This is a genomic window from Actinosynnema sp. NPDC023587, assembly GCF_040640215.1.
In the GTDB taxonomy this organism is placed as follows: Bacteria; Actinomycetota; Actinomycetes; order Mycobacteriales; family Pseudonocardiaceae; genus Actinosynnema.
Genome location: NZ_JBFABG010000004.1, coordinates 542,188 through 558,919 on the forward strand (window position 1 = coordinate 542,188; position 16,732 = coordinate 558,919).

Annotated in this window: 14 protein-coding genes; 5 read left to right on the plus strand and 9 right to left on the minus strand. The window is 71.6% G+C overall.

What is annotated here, in order from left to right; genetic code table 11:
• Positions 1-31: 31 nt before the first annotated feature.
• A complete protein-coding gene (locus AB0G01_RS14845) occupies positions 32-1,777 on the minus strand; it encodes an acetolactate synthase large subunit (RefSeq protein WP_360945283.1) in 1,746 nt (581 codons plus the stop codon).
• Between the two features lie 381 nt (positions 1,778-2,158).
• Between AB0G01_RS14845 and AB0G01_RS14850 the strand changes: the two genes are divergently transcribed.
• The 3 genes from AB0G01_RS14850 (at position 2,159) to ilvD (ending at position 4,912) form a co-directional block, all read left to right on the plus strand.
• Positions 2,159-2,554, plus strand: coding sequence for a PH domain-containing protein (locus tag AB0G01_RS14850; protein ID WP_360944738.1), 396 nt, complete (start codon positions 2,159-2,161; stop codon positions 2,552-2,554).
• Positions 2,551-2,991, plus strand: a complete 441-nt coding sequence (locus AB0G01_RS14855; protein WP_360944741.1) for a vitamin K epoxide reductase family protein — start codon at positions 2,551-2,553, stop codon at positions 2,989-2,991. Before AB0G01_RS14850 ends, AB0G01_RS14855 begins: the two co-directional genes overlap by 4 nt.
• Before the next feature lie 76 nt (positions 2,992-3,067).
• Positions 3,068-4,912 carry a dihydroxy-acid dehydratase gene (gene ilvD / locus AB0G01_RS14860; protein ID WP_360944744.1) on the plus strand — a complete coding sequence of 615 codons (1,845 nt, stop codon included), beginning with the start codon at positions 3,068-3,070 and terminating at the stop codon, positions 4,910-4,912.
• Positions 4,913-5,569: 657 nt separating this feature from the next.
• On the opposite strand, the gene AB0G01_RS14865 is transcribed toward ilvD, so the two are convergent.
• Positions 5,570-6,334, minus strand: a complete 765-nt coding sequence (locus AB0G01_RS14865; RefSeq protein ID WP_360944747.1) for a DoxX family protein — start codon at positions 6,332-6,334, stop codon at positions 5,570-5,572.
• Between the two features lie 350 nt (positions 6,335-6,684).
• Positions 6,685-7,599 carry a 2-hydroxyacid dehydrogenase gene (locus AB0G01_RS14870; protein ID WP_360944750.1) on the minus strand — a complete coding sequence of 305 codons (915 nt, stop codon included), beginning with the start codon at positions 7,597-7,599 and terminating at the stop codon, positions 6,685-6,687.
• 29 nt (positions 7,600-7,628) lie between these two features.
• Here AB0G01_RS14870 and AB0G01_RS14875 point away from each other — a divergent pair, with 29 nt between their 5' ends.
• Both AB0G01_RS14875 and AB0G01_RS14880 read left to right on the plus strand, forming a co-directional pair.
• Positions 7,629-8,486: an alpha/beta hydrolase gene (locus AB0G01_RS14875; RefSeq protein WP_360944753.1), complete on the plus strand. Its 858-nt coding sequence runs from the start codon at positions 7,629-7,631 to the stop codon at positions 8,484-8,486.
• Between the two features lie 10 nt (positions 8,487-8,496).
• Complete coding sequence (locus AB0G01_RS14880; RefSeq protein ID WP_360944756.1) at positions 8,497-9,678, plus strand: PQQ-dependent sugar dehydrogenase; 1,182 nt, start codon at positions 8,497-8,499, stop codon at positions 9,676-9,678.
• A gap of 21 nt (positions 9,679-9,699) precedes the next feature.
• On the opposite strand, the gene AB0G01_RS14885 is transcribed toward AB0G01_RS14880, so the two are convergent.
• From AB0G01_RS14885 to gatC, 6 genes are all read right to left on the minus strand, one after another.
• Entirely contained in the window at positions 9,700-12,318 is a 2,619-nt protein-coding gene (locus tag AB0G01_RS14885; RefSeq protein WP_360944759.1) for a CHAT domain-containing protein, read from the minus strand.
• A gap of 62 nt (positions 12,319-12,380) precedes the next feature.
• Entirely contained in the window at positions 12,381-12,692 is a 312-nt protein-coding gene (locus AB0G01_RS14890) for a hypothetical protein (RefSeq protein ID WP_360944762.1), read from the minus strand.
• Between the two features lie 376 nt (positions 12,693-13,068).
• Positions 13,069-14,571, minus strand: a complete 1,503-nt coding sequence (gene gatB / locus AB0G01_RS14895; protein WP_360944765.1) for an Asp-tRNA(Asn)/Glu-tRNA(Gln) amidotransferase subunit GatB — start codon at positions 14,569-14,571, stop codon at positions 13,069-13,071.
• A complete protein-coding gene (locus AB0G01_RS14900; protein WP_360944768.1) occupies positions 14,568-14,759 on the minus strand; it encodes a hypothetical protein in 192 nt (63 codons plus the stop codon). The genes gatB and AB0G01_RS14900 overlap by 4 nt, the downstream gene beginning before the upstream one ends.
• Positions 14,756-16,255, minus strand: coding sequence for an Asp-tRNA(Asn)/Glu-tRNA(Gln) amidotransferase subunit GatA (gene gatA / locus AB0G01_RS14905; protein WP_360944771.1), 1,500 nt, complete (start codon positions 16,253-16,255; stop codon positions 14,756-14,758). The genes AB0G01_RS14900 and gatA overlap by 4 nt, the downstream gene beginning before the upstream one ends.
• Positions 16,252-16,551 carry an Asp-tRNA(Asn)/Glu-tRNA(Gln) amidotransferase subunit GatC gene (gatC, locus tag AB0G01_RS14910; RefSeq protein ID WP_015804727.1) on the minus strand — a complete coding sequence of 100 codons (300 nt, stop codon included), beginning with the start codon at positions 16,549-16,551 and terminating at the stop codon, positions 16,252-16,254. The genes gatA and gatC overlap by 4 nt, the downstream gene beginning before the upstream one ends.
• Positions 16,552-16,732: the final 181 nt, after the last annotated feature.

Sequence of the window (16,732 nt, forward strand, 5' to 3'; positions counted from 1 at the left end):
CTTGCGATCCCCGCCCGCAGGCGCTCGGCGTTCACTCGTCCTCGTCGAACAGCGGGCGGATGCCCCGCGCGGCCATGATCTCGCTGTTGCCGGTGCCGGCCGCGACCATCGGCCACACCTGGGCGTCCTTGCCGACCACGAAGTCGATGACCACCGGGCGGTCGTCGATCTCCATGGCCCGCTCGATGACCGCGTCGACCTCGTCCCTCGACTCGGCGCGCAGCCCCGCGCAGCCCATCGCCTCGGCGAGCAGCTTGAAGTCCGGGATGCGGTGCTTGTGCGTGCCCAGGTCGGTGCTGGAGTAGCGCTCGCCGTAGAACAGGGTCTGCCACTGCCGGACCATGCCCAGGTTGCCGTTGTTGATGACCGCGACCTTGATCGGGATGTTCTCGATGGCGCAGGTGGCCAACTCCTGGTTGGTCATCTGGAAGCAGCCGTCACCGTCGATCGCCCACACCTGGACGCCCGGCACGCCGGTCTTCGCCCCCATGGCCGCCGGCACCGCGAACCCCATGGTGCCCAGGCCGCCGGAGTTGATCCAGGTGCGCGGGCGCTCGTACTTCACGAACTGCGCGGCCCACATCTGGTGCTGCCCGACGCCCGCCGTGTAGAGGGTGTCCGGCGGGGTCAGCAGGCCGATCCGCTCGACCACGTACTGCGGCGACAGGGTCCCGTCGTCCGGCCAGTCGTAGCCCAGCGGGAACGTCGAGCGCAGCGCGTCGAGCTGCTCCCACCACGGGGTCAGGTCGACGGTCCGGTTCGCGCTCTCCTTCTCCGCGCGCACCGCGTCGATCAGCTCGGTGATGATCTCCTTGCAGTCGCCCACGATCGGCACGTCCGCGCGCCGGTTCTTGGAGATCTCCGCCGGGTCGATGTCGGCGTGCACCACCTGCGCGCCCGGCGCGAACGAGGAGAGCTGACCGGTGACCCGGTCGTCGAACCGCGCGCCCAGCGCCACCAGCAGGTCGGCCTTCTGCATCGCGGCCACCGCGGACACCGCGCCGTGCATCCCGGGCATGCCCATGTGCTGGCGGTGCGAGTCGGGGAACGCGCCGCGCGCCATCAGCGTGGTGACGACCGGGATGTCGTTCTCCTCGGCCAGCCGCAGCAGCTCCGGCGACGCCTCGGCCTTGATCACCCCGCCGCCCACGTACAGGACGGGGCGCTTGGCCGCCGCGATCAGCTTCGCGGCCTCGCGCACCTGCTTGCCGTGCGGCCGGGTCGTCGGCCGGTAACCGGGCAGGCGCAGTTCCGGCGGCCAGGAGAACGAGGTCATCTCCTGGAGCACGTCCTTGGGGATGTCCACCAGGACGGGGCCGGGGCGTCCGGTGGACGCCAGGTGGAACGCCTCGGCGATGGCGCGCGGGATGTCCGCGGCGTCCGTGACGAGGAAGTTGTGCTTGGTGATCGGCATCGTGATGCCGCAGATGTCGGCTTCCTGGAACGCGTCCGTGCCGATCAGCGGGCGGGACTGCTGGCCGGTGATGGCGACCACCGGGACCGAGTCCATGTTCGCGTCGGCCAGCGGCGTGACCAGGTTCGTCGCGCCGGGACCGGACGTGGCCATGCACACGCCGACCCCGCCGGTGGCCTGCGCGTAGCCGGTCGCGGCGTGACCCGCGCCCTGCTCGTGCCGCACCAGGATGTGGCGCACCTTCGTGGAGTCGAGGAGCGGGTCGTACGCGGGCAGGATCGTGCCGCCGGGAATGCCGAACACCACCTCGCAGCCGACCGCTTCGAGCGAGCGGACGAGGGACTGCGCGCCGGTCACGCGGATCGGAGCGCCGCTCGGCGGGGCCGGTTTCGGTCGCGGTCCAGGGCGGGGCGACGACGACTCACCAGGAGCCGGTCGCGAGGTTGCGCTGGTCATCTGTCTGCCTCGTGGGTGTGGAGAATGCACGGTCCGGGCACGAAAAAACCCTCGTCGACCCGAAGGGGTCGCACGAGGGTCGCGCGTCGACGCAGCCTGTACCTGCCTAGGCGTCGACGCGCCTGGGAAGTACGAGAATGAGGTTGCGCTGCATGGCCGTGACGTTAACCGTCAACTGCGACAGGCGTCAACTGTGCGGGACGGCTCTCCCGCATGGTGGACGCCCACGACCGGGTGAAAGCAGCCCGGGGTCACCCCTCCGGCTGGTGTTTGGCAGCATCTCGGCACGTGGACAAGCTCGTCTTCCGGATTCCCGCGCCCGCCCTGCTCGCCGCCGCCACCATCACGGTCTGCGCGACCCCGTTCGCGTGGGCGGCACCCGGCCTCCAGGCCGTCTACCTGGTCCCGCTGGGGTTCGCGTGGTGGGTGCTGCGGAACCGGACCACGGTGGACTCCTCGCAGCTCGTGGCGCGTGCGACGTTCGGCAAGCGGGTCGTCGCGTGGGACGACGTCAAGGCCCTCAAGGTCGTGCCGAGGGGCTGGCTCAGCGTCGTGCTGAAGGACGACTCGCTGGTCCGGCTGCCCGCCGTCCGGGCCGGTCACCTGACCGCGCTGGCGCACGTGAGCGGCGGTCGCCTCCCTGACCCGAACGCAACACCCGACTCCGTAGAGTCAGCGGAGTGACGTCGAACACTCAGCTCCGGTGGGTGCCCGTGACCAGCCTCGTGCTGTCGCTCGCGGGACTCGCGGTGTCGATTTACCTGACCGTGGCGCACTTCTCGGCCGGCGTGCTGCTGTGCGCCGAGGGCGCGGTGGTCGACTGCGGCACGGTCACCACCAGTGAGCAGTCCGAGTTCCTGGGCATCCCGGTGGCGATCCTCGGACTCGCGTTCTTCGCCTTCTTCACGCTGCTGTGCCTGCCCGTGGCGTGGCGTGACGAACGCCTGCACTGGGTGCGGCTCGGCTCGATCGGCGTGGGCGTGCTGTTCGTCGTGTACCTCGTCGCGGCCGAACTCGTGCTGATCGGCAAGATCTGCCTGTGGTGCACCGCCGTGCACGTCATCACACTCGCGCTGGCAGCGGTGCTGGTCACAGGGGCGTTTCGACGGAGTAGCCTCTAAAGCACCGCTCCCGGACCCACGGTGCCCACCCGGCACCTGTCGCGACACCGCTTGAGACGCAGATTCTGGAGGAGCCGTGCCACCGCTCCGTTCCCGCACCACGACCCACGGCCGCAACGCGGCCGGGGCCCGCGCGCTGTGGCGCGCCACCGGCCTGACCGACAGCGATTTCGGCAAGCCGATCGTGGCCATCGCCAACTCGTACACGCAGTTCGTGCCCGGTCACGTGCACCTCCGCGACCTCGGCGACATCGTGGCGGAGGCCGTGCGCGAGGCGGGCGGCGTGGCGCGCGAGTTCCACACCATCGCCGTGGACGACGGCATCGCCATGGGGCACAGCGGGATGCTGTACTCGCTGCCGTCGCGGGAGATCATCGCCGACTCGGTCGAGTACATGGTGAACGCGCACCAGGCGGACGCCATCGTGTGCATCTCCAACTGCGACAAGATCACGCCCGGGATGCTCAACGCCGCCATGCGGATCAACATCCCGGTGGTGTTCGTCTCCGGCGGGCCGATGGAGGCCGGCAAGGCGGTCGTGGTCGACGGCGTGGCCGTCGCGCCGACCGACCTGGTGACCGCGATCACGGCGTCCGCGTCGCCCGACGTCGACGACGAGGGGCTGAGCGCGGTCGAGCGCTCGGCGTGCCCGACGTGCGGGTCGTGCTCGGGCATGTTCACCGCGAACTCGATGAACTGCCTCACCGAGGCGCTGGGCCTGGCGCTGCCCGGGAACGGCTCGACGCTCGCGACGCACGCGGCCCGGCGCGAGCTGTTCGCCGAAGCGGGGCGCACGGTCGTCGAACTGTGCCGGAAGTACTACGGCGAGGACGACGAATCGGTGCTGCCGCGCTCGATCGCGTCGCGCGCGGCGTTCGAGAACGCGATGGCGCTGGACATGGCCATGGGCGGCTCGACCAACACGGTGCTGCACATCCTCGCGGCGGCGCAGGAGGGTGAGGTCGACTTCACCCTGGCCGACATCGACGACGTGAGCAGGCGGGTGCCCTGTTTGTCGAAGGTGGCACCGAACTCGGACTACCACATGGAGGACGTCCACCGCGCGGGCGGCATCCCGGCGCTGCTGGGCGAGCTCTGGCGCGGGGGGCTGCTGAACGAGGACGTCCGCACGGTGCACTCGCCGGACGTGGCGTCGTGGCTGTCGGCGTGGGACGTCCGCGCGGAGAGCCCGTCCGAGAAGGCCGTCGAGCTGTTCCACGCCGCGCCCGGAGGCGTCCGGACGACCAAGGCGTTCTCCACGACCAATCGCTGGTCGAAGCTCGACAAGGACGCGGCCGGCGGCTGCATCCGCGACGTCGAGCACGCGTACACGAAGGACGGCGGCCTGGCCGTGCTGCACGGCAACCTGGCCGAGCGCGGGGCCGTCATCAAGGCGGCGGGCATCGACGAGGACCTGTGGCACTTCGAGGGGCCGGCGCGCGTCGTCGAATCCCAGGAGCAGGCGGTCTCGGTGATCCTGAACAAGGTAATCCAGCCCGGTGACGTCCTGGTGGTCCGCTACGAAGGCCCGGCCGGCGGTCCCGGAATGCAGGAGATGCTGCACCCGACCGCATTCCTGAAAGGCGCGGGCCTGGGCCGGAAATGCGCCCTGATCACCGACGGTCGTTTCTCGGGGGGCACGTCGGGCCTGTCGATCGGCCACGTCTCCCCGGAAGCGGCGGGCGGGGGCACGATCGGCCTGGTGCAGGACGGCGACCGGATCGTCATCGACATCCACGAACGCCGCCTGGAACTCCAGGTTCCGGACGAGGTGCTGGCCGAACGCCGGGCGAAGATGGAAGCCTCGGAACGCCCGTGGCACCCGGCGGACCGGGTCCGCACCGTGACGACGGCGCTGCGCGCCTACGCGCTCCTGACGACCGACGCGTCGAAAGGCGCGGTGCGCGACGTGAACCGCTAGGGTTCATCACGCAGATTCACGATACGACTACCCGCCTGAATGCCCACACGGCACCCAGGCGGGTAGTCGCATACAGGGCGAAGCGCCACACGTCCCTCGATGGGATTGAAGCGGAAACGCTCAATGGAGTGGCGATTTCCGGGCACTTTCCGGCAGGGGATTTCGTTGCCGTAAACAAGGAGCGCGGCACACGGCGGCGAGAACTCGCACCCGGCTCACCTCAGGCCCGCGCTCCCACAATTACACAGCCACACCCGACGACTCATATCCGACGCTCATATCCGACGCCCATGTCCGACGCCCGCGCCAACTCCAGCCCAGCCCGCCTCGAATCCTGGACCTCAGCCCCGCCTCACGTCCTGGACTATGCCCAGCCTGGTCCGGATCTTGGCCCGGCGGCCCTACCGACTCGGCAGCCATACCGGCCCGGCAACCCAGCCGGTCCACCTGGTCCACCTGGCCCACCTGGCCCAGCGACCCAGCCGGTGACCCGGCCCCCGCCCAGCCGCCAGCCATCCCGATCGGTAGGCGGGCAGCAGGCAGGCAGGCGAGCAGCGGACAGCAGGCCAGGCGGCAGGCGGCAGGCGGGCGGGCGGGCGGCGAGCAGGCGCGGGGGTGGTGTGTGCGGAGGGGTGAGTGGTCGGCGGGGCGGTTGGGTCAGGCGCGGAAGACGAGGAGGGTCGTGGCTGTTGCGCCTGCTGCGAGGAGGAAGCAGAGGATGCCGGTCAGCAACGGGTGGCGGAACCAGCTTCGGTTGTAGTCGATCGCGGCGCGGCCTGGGCCGGTGAAGACCAGGGCGAACGCCATTGCCGCGTACGCGAGTTCCTGTTCGACGCCGTCCGGGTTGAGGAAGCGGCGGAAGCCGTCCGGGGGGAAGAGGCTGCCGCCGTACTTCAGGGCGATGACGTTGGCCATCACGCCCAGGATGCCCGCTGCCGCCAGCGGGGTGAAGAGGCCGAGCACCAGGAGGCCGCCGCCGGCCAGTTCGGTGATTCCGGTGATCCAGGCGAGGGTCTTCTCCTCGCGGTAGCCGAACTCGGTCAACTGGCGGGCGAACCCGTCGATCCCCGGACCGCCGAACGCGCCGAACACCTTCTGCGCGCCGTGTCCGATGAACACCGCGCCGAGCACCACCCGCAGCACCAGCAGGCCGAGGTCGGCGCTGCCGGTCCAGCCGAACGGCTTGCGCTCGACCTCCTCGTTCCGGTGGGCGGCGTCGTTCTGCCCGAACGTGTCCACCGGCGTGTAGCCGGAGGTGTCGAAGCTGCTGGTGTCCTTGTTGAAAGCGGCAGTGTCCTTGCCGAACGCCTGGGTGCCGTCGTCGAAGTGGTGCGCTCCTCCACTCCCGCCACTCGTCGAAGTCGAGTAGAAACCGTCGTCGGAGTAGCCGCTCGGGCTCTTCGAACGATCGTCAGTAGCCACGCACCCGCACGTTAGGAGGTTTGGCGGACCACCGCGAGCGTCCGTTACGCGGCCAAGATTCCCCCGAATGGTCTAATTCGGCCACGGATCGAGGGAAACGGCCGGTGCGCAGAGCGACCGAAAGGAGGGTGTGCGAGCGGGAGCGGAGCGGGACGGGAGATGAGGGGTGGAGAGCGGGATGAGGCAGGAGCGGGATGGGGCGGGAGTGGGTGGAGCGGCCCGCGCCGGAGGGATGTGTGACACAGCGTGTCCGGGGTTGGGGCGGGCGGCTCTCGACCGATTGACGTTCAGACGTTCAGCGGCTCAGCGGTTCAGAAGTCCGGACGTTCAGGGGTTGGGCGTTCAGGGGATCAGTAGTCTCCGCGCACCAGGTTTCGGGGCTCCTCGCCCCGCGCGAACCGGGCCAGTTCCGAGGCCACCACGGCGTAGGCCCGCTCCGCGTGGCCGGTGCACGACCCCGCCACGTGCGGCGTCAGGAACAGGCCCGGGGTGCTCCACAGTGGATGGTCCTCCGGCAGGGGCTCGGGTTCGGTGACGTCCAGCGCCGCCCGCAGCCGGCCGGCGGCCAGTTCCGCCACCAGGGCGTCGGTGTCGACCACGGGTCCGCGCGCGGCGTTGACGAAGATCGCCCCGTCCTTCATCCGGGCCAGGAACTTGGCGTCGACCATCCCGGTCGTCTCGTCCGTCAGCGGTACCACGACGAGCACCACGTCGTAGGACCCGAGCAGCTCGGGCAGTTCGGCCATCCCCCGCACCCCGTCGCGCGCGGTCCTCCCCACCAACGTCGCGGTGGCGTCGAACGGCTCCAGCCGGCGGCGGAACTGCTCGGCCAGATCGCCCGCTCCGACGACGAGGACTTCCTTGCCCTGCAACGTGTCCGTGAGGTGGTAGTCCCACTGCCGCGCGACCCGCGCCCGTTCGAACGCCGGGAAGTCGCGGTAGATCGACAGCAGCGCCCCGATCGCCCACTCGGCGGTGCTCCCGCCGTGCGCGCCCCGGCACGTGGACAGCAGCACGCCGTCCGGCACGGTCCCAATGAACCGCTCCGCGCCCGCGCTCAGCAACTGCACGAGCCGCAGCTTCGGCAACCGCCCGAAGAACTCGCGCGGATCGGTGCTCTGGAGGAACTTCGGCACCAGCACCTCGGCGTCGGCGGCCTCCGGGGGCAGGTCCTCCCCCACCGAGTACCGCACCGGCCGAACGCCTTCGACGCCGGTCAACACGCGGATACCAAGATCGTCGGGAACCAACACGGTGAGCGTCACACCCGCACGTTACGGCACACTGTCGGACCATGCGGGAGCACGACGTGTCCTCTGCGGACGGCACGCGGATCAGGCTGTGGCGCACCGACACCACGGGCCCGGACGTGCTGCTGAGCCCGGGGCCGGGCGCGGCGGCGGCGGTGTGGCCGGAGCTGTCGTGCGCCAGGGTGCACGGCTGGTACCACCGGGGCACGATGGGCTCGGACCGCCCGGCCGACCCGTCTCGCGTCACGCTGGGTGATCACGTGGCGGACGCGGTGGCGGTGCTGGACGACGGCGGTGTCGAGCGGTGCGTGGTGGTGGGCTGGTCGATGGGTGTGACGGTGGCGGCCGGGTTGGCGTTGCGGCACCCCGACCGGGTGTCGGGGCTGCTGTTGGTGGCGGGCGCGGCGGGTGATTCGTTCGCGGGCACGGTGGGGGTGCCGGGCCTGCCGGAGGACGTCCGCCGGCTGATCGGCGTGTCGTCGGTCGCGGCGTTGCGGCTGGTGGGTCCGCTGCTGGACCCGGTGCTGCACCGGGTGCCCGTCCCGGAGCTGTCGTCACCGGTGGTGGGCTCGCTGCGGCGGTTCCTGAAGCACGATTGGCGCTGGTACTTCACGCTGGTGCTGGCGTTGGGCCGGGCTCCGCGCCTGGACCTCACGGGCGTGACGTGCCCCACGACGGTGCTCGCGGGCCAGTACGACTGGTTGGCGTCGCCGGACAGCGTGGTCGGCGCGGTGTCGGGGCTGCCGCAGGCGCGTGTCCGCGTGCTGCCGAACACGCACTTCCTGCCGTGGGAGAACCCGCGCGTCGTGGTGGAGGAGCTGGAGTTGCTGCTGGCCCGCGTGCGGGGTGTGGAGCGGGCGGTGGACGACCTTCTCACCTCACGTTCACGGCCGCGCGCTTAGCCTGGGTGCCGTGTCACGACTCCGTGGATTGCTGATCGGCTCCGCTGTCGGCCTGCTGGCCGCCGGCTGCGCGAGCTTCCCGGAGCAGCCGGCACCGGCCGGCTGGAGCCCCGCGCCGCAGTTGACCCCGCAGGCGGGGCCGCGCCCGGAGTTGCCCGGTGAGCTGCCGAGCAGTCCCGGCCAGGGTCAGCAGCCGGGGCAGCAGCCGACGCCCGTGCCGCCGCCGCAGGGGTGCAAGGACTTCAGCCCGGCCGTGGTGGGCACGTGCCTGTCGCCGGTGTCGGGGGTGGCGATGACGGACGTGAACCAGACGACCGGTGCGGTGACGGCGTTGGCGTCCGAGCGCACGACGGGGCGTCTGGTGCGGGTCACCAAGGACGTGGAGCCGGTCGTCGTGCAGACGTTCGAGGTGGACGCGTCCTCCGACGGCGGCCTGACGAGCGTGACGCTGTCGCCGACGTACCCGGAGGACCAACTGGTCTACGTGTACGTGACGACGGCGACGGACAACCGGGTGCTGCGCCTGGCACCGAACGACGTGCCGAAGCCGGTGTTGACGGGCATCCCCAAGGGGCCGTCGGGCAATCGCGGGTCGCTGGGCTACGACCGGACCGGCGCGCTGCTCGTGGCGACGGGTGACGCGGGCAACCCGGCGTCGGCGGCGGACCCGGGGTCGCTGGCGGGCAAGGTGCTGCGCATCGACGGTTCGGGGCAGCCCGCGCGCGGCAACCCGACGGAGGGTTCGCGGGTGCTGGCCTCCGGGCTGCGGTCGCCGTCCGGGGTGTGCACGTCGACGGACGGCACGAAGACGTGGGTGACGGACGCGGGTGCGTCGGCGGACCTGCTGTACCGGGTGGAGGCGGGCAAGGCGCTGGGCAACGCGGCGTGGTCGTGGCCGGACAAGCCGGGTGTGAGCGGGTGCGCGTCGCTGTCGAACGCGGTGTGGGTGGGCACGGCGGGTTCGCCGGGCACGCTGGTGCTGCCGATGGGGCCGGACGGCAACTTCACCGGGAAGCCGGAACCGTTCCTGGACAAGGAGAACGGCTTCGGCCGGGTCGGTGCGATGGTGGCGGTGGACGACAACACGGCGTTGATCGGCACGGTGAACAAGAACGCGGGCGGTACGCCGGTGTCCAGTGACGATCGGGTGGCCGTCATCGTGCGGGACGGCACGGCCGGCAGCAAGGACTGAGTCGACCCCGTCAGGGGCGGGTCAGCCGGAGCCCAGGCAGACGAAGGGCCTGCGCAGGGGGTTGCTGGCGATGGCGTCGGCCAGGGCCACCGCCGGGGACGCGCCTGCCGCGAGGTTGTGGTGGAAGTCGGCCATGGCCTCGGCCGACTGCTCGTCGCCCACGCGGCTGGAGGCGGCGATCACCGTGCGCGCGCCGCTGGCGAGCAGGGCTCCGGCGAAGCCCAGGGGCTCGTCACCCGGCCGGACGCGGTTGAGGGCCAGTTCGCAGGCGGCCAGCACGACCTGGTGCGGTGGGCGGCGGATCCTGCCCATCTCGTGGGCGAAGAGGGCTCCGTCGACCAGTTCCAGCTTGGAGAACAGGGCGTTCTCCGGTTCGTGCTCGCCGTGCGCGGCGATGTGGGCCAGTTCCACGCCGTCGAGCGCGTCGAGGACGGAGCTGACCCGGGCGTCGCTCACGCCCAGCAGCGTGGCGTCCCGGTGGTAGCCGGCCAAGCGGTCGATCTCGCCCTGCGCGGCTTGGAGTCCCGGGCCCCGGACGAGCAGGACCCCGCTCGCGCCGGCCCGGTCCGCCCTGGTGGTGAAGAGCCAGGAGGTGGCGGACGGGACGGCCACCGTGGGGCGGCCGGCGCAGGTGGGGAGGACGCCCCACGGGACGACGTGCAGCGCGCCGGTCGGGACGACCACCAGTGCCCGGCTGCCGATCATCTCCGCCAGGGGGCTCAGCAGGAGGCCGTCCAGCTTCTCGGCTTCACGACTGGCGGAGGCCGAGATCACCCGCATGAGGGGCGGCGGGAGGTGGTCGGGGGCCAGGGCGTTCAGGTCGGCGTGCAGGCGGCGGGCGCACTCCGTCGCCTCGTCCACCGAGCCGAGGCGCTTCATGCGGACGCGGCCACCGGCCAGGACCACCGCCACGAGCGCGTCGCCGGAGGCCGCGAAGCTGACCATGGCCCGGTCGCCGAGCCGGGGCGTGATGTCGTCGGCCGTCGCCGCCGGGCGGGGTCGGCCCCACGGGCTCTCGCTCCAGCCCAGGCGCATCGCGTCCCGCTGGCTGGCGGCCAGGCGTTCCTCCAGCGCGGTGGTGGGCAGGCCGTCGAGCCGGGCGCGCAGGAGGGCTCGGCTCAGCCGGCGGACCTCGGTGATCCGCTCGCTCAGCGCGCTGTCCACTGTGGACTCGACGGGGTCGTAGCGGTAGAGCTGGGCCCGGGTCCGCTCCAGCCAGGTGAACAGGCGTTTCGCCGTCTCGGGCGAGTCCCCCGATTCCAGGACCAGGCGGACCGCGAGGTCGCCGAGCTCCCGGCCGTGCAGGGCGGTGCCCGAGACCAGTTCCAGGCCTCCCATGCGGTCGCGCATCCGGCCCAGTTCGGCCAGGCCCGCCTTGGCCTGGGCGAGGGCGGCGCGCCGGTTGCCCCGCGCCAGGGACAGCTCGGCGCGGCACAGGCGCAGCAGCATCCGGTGGTCTATGGGGGCGAAGCGGCGCGACTTCGAGACCCGGCGCAGCAGTTCGGCGGCGCTGTCGACGTTGCCGTGGCGCACTTCCATGCGCGCGGCCAGGACCGTGGCCAGCTTGGCCTGGTCGTGGAGCTTGAGCGCGCTCAACCGCGTGGCCAGTGCCAACGCCCGGCGCAGCACCGAGGGCGACGAACGGCGGGACTCCACCGCGCGCAACGCGTCCACGCGGAGTTCGATCAGGCCCGCCACGGCCGCCCACGCGGGGCTCCCCCGGCGGACGAGCCTGCGTTGCGCCGATCTGGCCATGCGCCTGGCCAGCACCAGGTCGCCGTCGGCCAGGGCCGCCGCGCCGCGGTAGAGCTCGGCTTCGGCGACGTCCTGGCCGATGCGCTGGCGGCGCAGCTCGGGCAGCACCTCGTCCAGCAGCCGGCCGGCCTCGTCGGTCAGGCCGACGCTGATCATGGCCTCGGCCTGGTCGATGCCCAGGCGCAGCAGGAGTCCCGGCTCCAGTTCGCGGAACGCCCGGTTGGCTTCCTGGTACCGGTGCAGCGCCTGGGGGATGTCGCCGGCCAGGCGCAGCACGTTGCCCAGCGAGTGGGTGGCGAGGGCCGCGCGCAGCGGGATGTCGTGCTCGGTGGCGAGTTCCGCCGCCCGGTTGAGGTCGCGGACGGCGTTGTCGATGCGGTGGACCTCGCCGTAGGCGTTGCCGCGGTTGGTGAGCGTGGTGATCAGCGACTGGACGACGGGGATCGGGTCGCCGCCCCCGGCCCCGGTGTGGGCCAGGAGGCGTTCGTGGTGCGCCACGTCGAGGTCGGCGTAGCGGATGCCCTCTTCGATGCGCCCCACGCGGAACAGCAGGACGCCCTGGACGCCGTTGACGAGGCTGGTGAGCTCGTCGCGCAGCGCCCCTTCGGGCAGGCCGGCGGTTTCCCCGCGGGCGTCCGCGAGCTGCCGCAGCCCGTCTTCCAGGCCTTGGGTTTCGGCCAGGCAGAAGGACAACGTCATGAGCAGCCTGATGCGGACTTCGAGCCGGCCGACCGGGTCCGCGTCCGCCCGGTCGAGCAGGGCCAGCCCCTGGCGGAGGATGCGGGTCGCGGTCAGGTAGCGGTTCGCGGACGCGGACGCCTTGCCCTTGCGGTGGAGTTCACGGGCATCCCCCACGGGATCGGCGGTCGCCAGAGGCACTCTCATATGAGAGCACAAGCTAGCGGACCGCACTGCCACCCGTCCGGCTGGCAGTGCGGCCCGCTGCCTCAGTTCTGCGCGGCGATCGGCTGGTCGACCGAGTGGGTCTGGTACGGGCCCCCGGTGGGGACGACCGGGCCGGGCTTCGCCGGGTCGGGCTGGTGCGGCTGGTACGGGCCGCCGTTGGGGTCGGACTCGCCGCCGCCGGGCTCGCCGTGGGTCTGGTACGGGCCGCCCTGCGGGATCGCGCCGCCGCCGCCGGAGCCGCCGTAGTTCTTGCCCGAACGCGCGGCGAGCGCCTCGGCTTCCTGCTCGACACCGGCCTCGGCCGGGATGGCGTCGATCTCCTCGACGAGCTTCGGATCGGTTTCAGCGGACATGCGTTGTCCTCCCCTACAACGGATCCCGGAGCACTCCCGGGATGCTTGACCGTGAGAGTGATCATTCGGCGGCCCCCCGGCCCTGCCGAACGGCTCAAGACTGACACAGATGGACGCATCTTTGACCGGGAAATTCACCGAGAGCGATCGTCATCACGGAAGCGGGTTGCTTTGACCTGGGCGAATTTCTCTTCAGAGCGGACGGTACCACTCGAATGGGGGAATGTGTTGACACAGAGGTAGCGCCGGAGGCCCGCAATAAGGGGACCGCCCGACCGGTCTCGGGGACGGGCCACCGCCGGCGCGGACCGGGCACGGCGGGCGGAAACGCCACCGCGGGGCAGGCCGGAGCCTGCCCCGCGGTGGTCGGACGCGGCTACGAGCAGCGGGCGATGATCAGGTCGCGGACCTTCTTGGCGTCCGCCTGCCCCTTCGTCGCCTTCATGACCGCGCCGACGATCGCGCCCGCGGCGGCGACCTTGCCGTCGCGGATCTTGGCGGCCACGTCGGGCTGGGCGGCCAGCGCCTCGTCGACGGCCTTCTCCAGCGCCGAGTCGTCGGACACGACCTTGAGCCCGCGAGCCTCGACCACGGCCTCCGGTTCGCCCTCGCCCGCCAGCACACCGGTCACCACGTCGCGGGCCAGCTTGTTGGTCAGCTCACCGGCGTTGACCAGGCCGATCACCCGGGCGATCTGGGTCGGCGTGATCGCCAGCTCGCCGAGTTCCACGCCTCGGGCGTTGGCCTCCTTGGTCAGGTAGGCCACCCACCACGAACGGGCTTCGGCGGGGGTCGCGCCGGCCTCGACCGTCGCCGTCACCAGGTCCACCGCGCCCGCGTTCACCAGGTCGCGGAGCTCGGCGTCGGTGAGCGACCACTCGTCCTGGACGCGCTTGCGGCGCTCCCACGGGAGTTCCGGCAGGGTGCCGCGCAGTTCCTCGACCCACTCGCGGGACGGGGCGATGGGCACCAGGTCGGGTTCCGGGAAGTACCGGTAGTCCTCGGCGGTCTCCTTGGCGCGGCCGGAGGACGTGCCGCCGGTCGACTCGTCGAAGTGCCGGGTCTCCTGGCGGATGGTGCCGCCGGACACCAGCACGGCGGCCTGCCGCGTCATCTCGAACCGCACGGCGCGCTCGACGCTGCGCAGCGAGTTGACGTTCTTGGTCTCGGTGCGGGTGCCGAACTCGGTGGCGTCCTTGGCCATCAGCGACACGTTCGCGTCGCAGCGCAGCGAGCCCTGGTCCATCCGGACGTCGGAGACGTCCAGCGCCTTGAGCAGGTCGCGCAGCGCGGTCACGTAGGCGCGGGCGACCTCGGGGGCGCGCTCGCCGGTGCCGGTGATCGGCTTGGTGACGATCTCGATCAGCGGGACGCCGGCCCGGTTGTAGTCCAGCAGCGAGTGGTCCGCGCCGTGGATGCGGCCGGTCGCGCCGCCGACGTGGAGGGACTTGCCGGTGTCCTCCTCCATGTGGGCGCGTTCGATCTCCACGCGCACCACGTCGCCGTCGTCCAGGGCGACGTCGAGCCAGCCGCCGAACGCGATCGGCTCGTCGTACTGGGACGTCTGGAAGTTCTTCGGCATGTCCGGGTAGAAGTAGTTCTTCCGGGCGAACCGGCACCACTCGGCGATGGAGCAGTTGAGCGCCAGCCCGATGCGGATCGCCGACTCGATCGCCTTGGCGTTCACCACCGGCAGCGCGCCGGGCATGCCCAGGCACGTCGGGCAGGTGTGCGAGTTGGGCTCGCCGCCGAACAGGTTGGCGCAGCCGCAGAACATCTTCGTGTTGGTGTGCAGCTCGACGTGCACCTCCAGGCCGAGCACCGGGTCGAACCGCTCGACGACCTCGGCGTAGTCCATCAGCTCGTGCACCGCGGTCATGCGTCGCCGTCCTTCCGCAGGCCCCGCACGGCCAGCGCCGCGCCGGTGATCGCCACCAGGATGCTCGCGATGGCGTTGACCAGGGCGAGCTTGTCGTTCCTGCCGCGCGCGGTCCGCAGCGTGGAGAACGCGCTCGCCGCCGCGCTGCCCGCGCCGAGCAGCGCGAAGATCCCTCGTGCCTTCTTCACCGCGCCACCGCCAATTCCGGCACGTCCGCGAGCACGGAGCCGCGGGCCGCCTCGTATGCCGCCGCCACCCGGTACATCCGGTGGTCCTGCAACGCCGGTGCCATGATCTGGAGCCCCACCGGGAGGCCGTCCTCGTCGGACAGTCCACTCGGGACGCTCATGGCGGGCGTGCCGGCCAGGTTGGCCGGGATGGTGCAGAGGTCTGCCTTGTACATGGCGATCGGGTCGTCGGCCCGCTCGCCGATCTTGAACGCCGTGGTCGGCGTCGTCGGCGACACCAGGACGTCGACCTGCTCGAACGCCCGCTGGAAGTCGCGGGTGATGAGCGTGCGCACCTTCTGCGCCGAGCCGTAGTAGGCGTCGTAGTAGCCCGACGACAGCGCGTAGGTGCCGATCATGATGCGCCGCTTGACCTCCGCGCCGAAGCACTGGTCGCGGGTGATCGCCATGACCTCCTCGGCGCTGCGGGTGCCGTCGTCACCGTGCCGCGCGCCGTAGCGCATCGCGTCGAACCGGGCGAGGTTGGACGACGCCTCGCTGGGCGCGATCAGGTAGTACGCGGGAAGCGCGTAGTCGAAGCTCGGGCACGACACCTCGACGACCTCCGCGCCGAGCTGCTTGAGCTGCGCGACGGCCGCCTCGAACGAGCGCAGCACGCCGGCCTGGTAGCCGTCGCCGCTGAACTGGGTGACCACGCCGACCCGCACGCCGGTCAGGTCGCCGTTCGCGCCCTCCCGGGCGGCGGCGACGACCGGCGGGACGGGCGCGTCGATCGACGTCGAGTCCATCGGGTCGTGGCCCGCGATGACCTCGTGCAGCAACGCCGCGTCGAGCACCGTGCGGGCGCACGGCCCGCCCTGGTCCAGCGACGAGGAGAACGCCACCAGGCCGTACCGGGACACGCCGCCGTAGGTGGGCTTCACGCCGACCGTGCCGGTGACCGAACCGGGCTGGCGGATCGAGCCGCCGGTGTCGGTGCCGATCGCCAGCGGGGCCTCGAACGCGGCGAGGCTCGCCGACGAGCCGCCGCCCGAGCCGCCGGGGACGCGGTCCAGGTCCCACGGGTTGCGGGTCGGGCCGAACGCCGAGTTCTCGGTGGAGGAACCCATCGCGAACTCGTCCATGTTGGTCTTGCCGAGGATCACGATGCCGGCCTCCTTGAGGCGGCGGGTGACCGTGGCGTCGTAGGGCGGCGTCCACGTGCGCAGCATCGCCGAACCGCAGGTGGTCGGCACGCCCTCGGTGGTGAACACGTCCTTGAGGGCCAGCGGGACGCCGGCCAGCGGGCCGACCGGCCTGCCGGCGGCGATGTCGTCGTCCACCCGCTTGGCGGCCTTGAGCGCGCCGTCGGTGTCGACGTGCAGGAACGCGTGCACCGCGCCGTCGACCTCGCCGATCCGGTCGAGGTGGGCCTGGGTGACCTCGGTCGCGGAGACCTCGCGGCTCGCGACCTTGGCGGCCAGTTCGGCGGCGGTGTGACGAATGAGCTCGGTCATGCTTCCTCACCCAGAATTCGCGGCACGCGGAAGCGGCCTTCCTCGGCGGCGGGGGCTCCGGCGAGCGCCTGCTGCTGACCGAGGCTGGGACGCACCACGTCCTCGCGGAACACGTTGGTCAGCGGAACGGCGTGCGAAGTGGGCGGGATGTCCGCGGTGGCGATGTCGCCCACCGTGGCCACCGACTGCAAGATCACGTCCAACTGGCCGGCGAACAGGTCGAGCTCGTCGTCGGTGACGGCGAGCCTGGCCAGTCGGGCCAGGTGCGCGACCTCGTCGCGGGAGATGCTGGGCATCTCGTCAACCCCCGTGGGTCGGTTTACTCGGATCGGGACCCGCCGAGTCTATTGGCAGGTCAGGGACGAGTCCGACGGGGATCTCCCGCCCGCGCGCGGGGGTGCGGGATTTTACCGTGGCGCAACGCGGCAGGTGGGTCGGAAAGCGAAGCCGCGTCTGCGAGAATCATCGGCCGAAACC

Excerpts from the sequence above, each read along its gene's own strand:
- AB0G01_RS14875 (WP_360944753.1), top strand. The coding sequence starts at position 7,629 with ATGCGGGAGCACGACGTGTCCTCTGCGGACGGCACGCGGATCAGGCTG.
- AB0G01_RS14885 (WP_360944759.1), bottom strand. The coding sequence starts at position 12,318 with ATGAGAGTGCCTCTGGCGACCGCCGATCCCGTGGGGGATGCCCGTGAA.
- AB0G01_RS14890 (WP_360944762.1), bottom strand. The coding sequence starts at position 12,692 with ATGTCCGCTGAAACCGATCCGAAGCTCGTCGAGGAGATCGACGCCATC.
- gatB (WP_360944765.1), bottom strand. The coding sequence starts at position 14,571 with ATGACCGCGGTGCACGAGCTGATGGACTACGCCGAGGTCGTCGAGCGG.
- gatA (WP_360944771.1), bottom strand. The coding sequence starts at position 16,255 with ATGACCGAGCTCATTCGTCACACCGCCGCCGAACTGGCCGCCAAGGTC.
- gatC (WP_015804727.1), bottom strand. The coding sequence starts at position 16,551 with ATGCCCAGCATCTCCCGCGACGAGGTCGCGCACCTGGCCCGACTGGCC.